The sequence below is a fragment of the Sphingomonas bacterium genome (assembly GCF_903643065.1).
Taxonomy (GTDB): domain Bacteria; phylum Pseudomonadota; class Alphaproteobacteria; order Sphingomonadales; family Sphingomonadaceae; genus Sphingomonas.
The window spans coordinates 1-5933 of record NZ_CAHJWX010000142.1 but is presented as its reverse complement, the minus strand read 5'-3'; the positions used below and the strand labels follow the sequence as shown (position 1 = coordinate 5933).

4 protein-coding genes are annotated in these 5933 nt (G+C 68.6%); 3 read left to right on the top strand and 1 reads right to left on the bottom strand.

Features of this window, described 5'->3' with window-relative positions; genetic code table 11:
• Window positions 1-98: 98 nt before the first annotated feature.
• A complete protein-coding gene (locus HUU95_RS06495; RefSeq protein ID WP_174279371.1) occupies window positions 99-1277 on the bottom strand; it encodes an ATP-binding protein in 1179 nt (392 codons plus the stop codon).
• A gap of 97 nt (window positions 1278-1374) precedes the next feature.
• On the opposite strand from HUU95_RS06495, the gene polA reads away from it, so the two are divergent.
• From polA to HUU95_RS06480, 3 genes are all read left to right on the top strand, one after another.
• Entirely contained in the window at window positions 1375-4143 is a 2769-nt protein-coding gene (gene polA, locus HUU95_RS06490; RefSeq protein ID WP_174279370.1) for a DNA polymerase I, read from the top strand.
• 60 nt (window positions 4144-4203) lie between these two features.
• Window positions 4204-4554, top strand: a complete 351-nt coding sequence (locus HUU95_RS06485) for a GIY-YIG nuclease family protein (protein WP_174279369.1) — start codon at window positions 4204-4206, stop codon at window positions 4552-4554.
• Window positions 4555-4562: 8 nt separating this feature from the next.
• On the top strand, window positions 4563-5933 hold a 1371-nt coding region (locus HUU95_RS06480), incomplete at its 3' end, for a lipopolysaccharide biosynthesis protein (protein WP_254602659.1).

The following is a 5933-nucleotide window of genomic DNA, read 5'->3' as shown; positions in this document are numbered from 1 at the left end:
TGTCCACCCCCGCGCTCGCCCGCCCCGCCGTGCGCGCCGGCGCCGGCGTCGCGGCGGAGGTGCTGCGCTGGGCGCTCAAGGGTTAAGGCGCGCGCCCATCAGAGGTCGGGCATCGCGCGTCGCATATATTCGTCGAACAAGGGGACGGTGAACTCGGTCTCGGCATGGGCTGGCGCGTAGATCATGCCTTTCTTGATCAGCTTGCCCCGCGTCGGTCCGACGCTGGTCGTCTTCAAGCCAAGCATCTGGGCGATATCGCCGGATCGGTGCGCGCCGGGCCCCAGTTCGGCCAGCGCGCGCATGTACCGGCGCTCCGATGGCGTGCAGCGATCGAACCGTACCTTGAAGAAGCCTTCATCGAGCGTACGGATCGCGACCAGGCTGGCCCGGTCGACGTCATCGAGTTCGATTAACGGATCGGCGGCGGTGTTCCAGCAATCATGGCCCCATTGCTGGAGGAAATAGGGATAGGCCCCGGTGAGCTCCAGGATGCGGGCCAGCGCCGGTTCGGTGATCGCCGCGTCTTCGCTCTCGATCGGCGATCGTAGCGCCGCGGCGGCGTCTTCGGGATCGAGCGGACCGATCGGTGGATAGCGGAACAGCCGCTCGGCATAGGATTTCGACTCGCCCGCGAGCGCCATCACTTGCGGCAGGCCGGCGCCGAACATCACGAATGGCAGGCCGGCCTGGTTGATCTTGTGCATCGACATGATCAGTGCGCTGAACTCGCGTTCATCAAAATATTGCAGTTCGTCGATGAGCAGGGCGACGCTGCTGCTGGCCGCGCGCGCCGCCTCCGCGACGACCTGCAACAGGTTCGGCAGGTCGCTTTCGAGGTCGCCGCTGTCCGCGACGCCGCGTTCGGCATCCAGGCCGATCTCCAGGTCCAGTTGGCCGAGGTTCAGCTTGATCGCGCTCAGGAAACCGCGCAGCACACGCAAAGCACGTCGCGCCTTTTCCTTCGCCGCGTCCATCATGCTGAAGGAAAAGAGCAGGTTGCGGATCGACGGTAGCAGCAGCTCGGCTAACGACTTGCCCTCATGTGCCTCCACAAACGCGGTCCGATAGCCGTAGCCCTCCGCCATGACCTTGATGCGGTTCAGCAGCACCGTCTTTCCGACACCTCGCAACCCGACCAGAATCAGGCTTTGTGAAGCCCGGCCCTGTTTCACGCGTTGCAGCGCCACGTCGGCTTGGTCGAGCAGCACCTGCCGTCCTGCCAGTTCAGGCGGCGGGTTGCCCGCTCCTGGTGCAAAGGGGTTCCGAACGGCATCCATGACGAGTTTACCCGTTTTTACCTGAAATCAGGTCAAAACGGGTAAACCGGGTTCAACCGGCTGTAAACCGCCTGCTTGATCCGCTAATACCCTCGCCATGCCCCATCTCTACCTCGTCGACGGCTCGGGCTATATCTTCCGCGCCTACCATCGCCTGCCGCCGCTCACCAACAAGCATGGCGAGCCGGTCGGCGCCGTCTATGGCTACACGACCATGCTCTGGAAGCTGGCGGACGAGGTCCACGCCGGCGCCAAGGAAGAAGGGGGCGGCCCGACGCACATGGCGGTGATCCTCGACGCCTCGTCCCAGACCTTCCGCAACGAGATGTACGCCGACTACAAGGCGCACCGGCCGCCCCCGCCCGCCGATCTCGTCCCGCAATTCCCGATGATCCGCGACGCGACGCGCGCCTTTTCGCTGCCGTGTATCGAGGAGGAGGGGCTGGAGGCGGACGACCTGATCGCGTCCTATGCCAAGGCGGCGCTGGCGCAGGGCTGGCAGGTGACGATCGTCAGCAGCGACAAGGACCTGATGCAGCTGATCGAGCCCGGGCTCGACCTGTACGACACGATGAACAACCGCCGGCTGGGCGCGGACTATGTCCAGGAGAAGTTCGGCGTCGGCCCCGACAAGCTCGGCCAGGTACTGGCGCTGATGGGGGACAGCGTCGACAACGTGCCGGGCGTGCCGGGCGTGGGGCCGAAAACGGCGGCGCAGCTGATCAACGAGCATGGCGACGTGGAGGGCGTGCTCGCCGCCGCCGCGCTCGACACGTTCAAGAAGGGCAAGCTGCGCGACAATCTGCGCGACCATGCCGACGCCGCGCGGATGAGCCGCGAGCTGGTCAGGCTGAAATGCGACGCGCCGCTGGAGCACCCGCTCGACGAGCTGGTGCTCCAGGGCATCCCGGAGGCGCCGTTGCGCGCCTTCCTGGAGCATCACGGCTTCCGCACGCTGCTCACCAAGCTGGCGCAGGTCGCCGACGCGCCGGTCGCGGTGCCGAGCGCGCCGTTCGCGCCGGACCCGCCGTGCGACCACGACGCGTACGAGACGGTGCTGACGCTCGACGCGCTCGACCGCTGGATCGCCGACGCGCGCGCGCAGGGGTTCGTCGCGATCGACACGGAGACGAGCGGCACCGACGCGACGCGCGCCGAGCTGGTCGGCGTCAGCCTCGCGCTCGCTCCCAACCGCGCCTGCTATGTGCCGCTCCGGCATGGCGGCACCGATCTGCTCGCCGACAACCCCGACCAGATCGAGTGCGAACCGTGCCTGGACCGGCTCAAGGCTTTGTTCGAGGACGCGTCCGTCCTCAAGATCGGGCACAACATCAAGTTCGACATGATCGTGCTGGGCGAGCGCGGCATCGCCGTCGCCCCGCACGACGACACGATCGTGCTGTCGTTCGACCTCGATGCCGGGCTGCACGGCCATGGCATGGACGAGCTGGCGGCGACGCACCTCCAGCATTCATGCATCGCGTACAAGGACGTGGTCGGAACCGGCAAGACGCAGCGCGGCTTCGCCGAGATCGACCTGCCCACCGCCACCCGCTACGCCGCCGAGGACGCGGACGTCACGTTGCGGCTGTGGAAGCGGTTCCGCGCGCGCCTGCCGGCGGAGGGGGCGACGCGGGTGTACGAGATGGTCGATCGCGCGCTGGTGCCCGTTGTCGCCGCGATGGAGCGGCGCGGGATCAAGGTCGACGCCGCACGGCTCCACGCGCTGTCGGCCGAGTTCAGCGGCCAGATCGCCGCGCTGGAGGGCGAGGTGCACCAGCTCGCCGGCGGCCCGTTCACGATCGGCAGCCCCAAGCAGCTGGGCGACGTGCTGTTCGAGCGGCTGGGGCTCAAGGGCGGGCGCAAGGGCAAGTCGGGGGTCTATTCGACCGACGTCACCGAGCTGGAACGGCTCGCGCGCGAGAAGGCGCCGGGCAGCGAGGTGGTGCGCAAGGTGCTGGAATGGCGCCAGCTGACCAAGCTCAAGAACACCTATACCGACGCGCTCCAGGGAGAGATCAACCCGGCGACCGGCCGCGTCCACACCAGCTACAGCCTGACCGGCGCGCAGACCGGGCGGCTGTCGTCCACCGAGCCCAACCTCCAGAACATCCCGATCCGCACCGAGGTCGGCCGGCAGATCCGCGACGCCTTCATCGCCGAACCCGGCCACGTCATCCTGGCGGCCGACTATTCGCAGATCGAGCTGCGGCTGGCGGCGCACATGGCGGACGTCCCCGCGCTCAAACAGGCCTATGCCGATGGGGAGGACATCCACGCGCTTACCGCCACCGAGCTGTTCGGCGAGGTCAACCGCGACACCCGGTCGCGCGCCAAGACGATCAACTTCGCCATCCTGTACGGCATCAGCCGCTGGGGGCTGGCGGGCCGGCTGGAGGTGACGCCCGACGAGGCGCAGGCGATGATCGACCGTTACTTCGAACGCTTCCCCGGCATCAACCGCTACATGGCCGACACGCTGACCCAGGTCCGCGAGCGCGGCTTCACGCAGACGCTCTTCGGCCGCAAGACCTGGTTCCCCCGGATCAAGTCCAAGGTCATGAACGAGCGCCAGGGCGCCGAGCGCGCCGCGATCAACGCGCCGATCCAGGGCAGCAGCGCCGACATCATCAAGCGCGCGATGGTCCGCATGGAACCGGCGCTCGCGGCAGCGGGGCTCGATCGCGTCAGGATGCTGCTCCAGGTCCATGACGAGCTCGTGTTCGAGGTGCCCGACGAGCTGGTCGACGCCGCCCGCCCGGTGATCGAAGGCGTGATGGCGACCGCCGCCGAACCGGCGGTGCCGCTGTCGGTGCCGCTGGGCGTCGAGATCGGCGTGGGCGCAAGCTGGGGCAGCGCGCACTGACCTTGTCATGCTGAACTTGTTTCAGCATCCACGCGCGACGGCTCGAACGGGATTGCACGAATGAGACAGCGCACGCCCGCCGTGTACATCCTGGCCGGCCAGCGGCGTGGCACGCTCTATATCGGCGTGACATCCGACCCGCTGGGTCGCTGGTGGCAGCATCGCGAGAAGCAGGTCCGCGGCTTCACCAACCGGTACGGCGTGACCCGGCTGGTGCTGGTCGAGTTCTTCGGCGACATGGAACATGCCATCCTGCGAGAAAAGCAGCTGAAGCGCTGGCATCGGGCGTGGAAGATCAATCTGATCGAGGCCACCAACCCGTGCTGGCGCGATCTGGCGGTCGACTATGGCTTCGCGCCGCTCAACCCCGGTTCGGCGTCGCGCGTGGATGCTGAAACAAGTTCAGCATGACGGATCAGTTGACGACCCCCCGCCCCGACATCGACACGCTCGCCAGGGGGGGCCGCACCAATATCGCGGGGTTCGTGCTGCGGCTGGCCGCGCGGCTGCCGTTCCTGTTCATCGCCGGGCGGCGCTATGGCCCCGATTTGCTCGGCCGCTTCGCGCTCGCGGTCGTGGTGGTGGAGCTGGCCGCGCTGCTCGCGACGCTGGGGCTCAAGCGCGGGCTCGCCCAGGCGCTGCGCGAGGCGGAGCGGCCGCAGGCCTGGGTGGCCTGGGACGCGATGGCGGTCGCGGCGATCGCCTCGCTGGGGCTGAGCGCGCTGCTCTGGTGCTTCCCGCAGGTCATGTACCCGAACTCGCCCGTGCACGGGCTCGATCGCTACCTCGGCCTCGTCGTGCTCGGCCCCGCGCTGTCGGACGTCAGCCTCGCCGCGCTGGCGTATCGACTGAACGTGCGCGCGACCGTCACCGCGCGCGCCATCGTCGAGCCGTGGACGATCTCGGCGGCGGCGTATCTGTTCTCGTTCGTCACCATCCGCGACGGGCTGGTCCTGTCCTATGTCGCCTCGATGGTGGCGGCGCTGACCGCCAGCCTGATCCCGTTCCTGCGCTCGTACGGCATCCCGAGCGGCTGGTCGCCGCGCCCGCTCGCGCTGTGGCACCTCGCGCGCCGCAACGCCCCGCTCGCGGGCGCGGACGCGCTCGAATGGGGGAGCCGCAATGTCGACCGCTTCATCCTGGGCCTGTTGTTCGCGCCGGAGGTGGTCGGCCTCTACTATATGGCGCAGCAGGTCAGCTCGATCCCGCAGAAGCTCAAGACCAGCTTCGACCCCATCCTGGGGCCCGTCATCACCAACAGCCTCGCCCGGGGCGACCGCCGCGCGATCGCCGACCAGGTCCGCCAAGTCGCGTTCTGGATCATGGCGGCGCAGGGCGGCATCGCGCTGATGGGCTCCATTCCGGGCAAGGCGGTGATGGGGGTGATCGGCCCGCGCTTCGTCGCCGGCACCGCCGCGCTCGGCTTCCTGCTCACCGCCGAGGTGCTCGCCTCGACCGGCGCGGTGTGCGAATCGGCGCTGGTCTATGTCGCGCGGCTGACCAACCTGGGCATCTCGGTGGCGATGCTCGCCGTCCAGATCGCGCTCAGCTTCGCGCTGGTGCTCGGCGCGCGCGCGTTCGGCTGGCCGCCGCACTGGCAGGCGGCGGGCGTCGCCGTGGCGCTGATGGCGACGCTGGCGCTGACCTCGATCATCAAGGCGCGCGTGCTGGCGAGGGCGCTGGACGCCCCGGTCAACCCGTGGCGCTGGCCGCTGGGCTGGGCCGCGCTGGCGGCGATCGGCGCGGGCTCGCTGTTCACGCTGCTGCCGCACCGGCTGGAGTGGCTGGGG

Bases quoted from the DNA above. Each gene is read 5' to 3' on its own strand.
- polA (WP_174279370.1), top strand. From the start codon at position 1,375: ATGCCCCATCTCTACCTCGTCGACGGCTCGGGCTATATCTTCCGCGCC.
- HUU95_RS06485 (WP_174279369.1), top strand. From the start codon at position 4,204: ATGAGACAGCGCACGCCCGCCGTGTACATCCTGGCCGGCCAGCGGCGT.
- HUU95_RS06495 (WP_174279371.1), bottom strand. From the start codon at position 1,277: ATGGATGCCGTTCGGAACCCCTTTGCACCAGGAGCGGGCAACCCGCCG.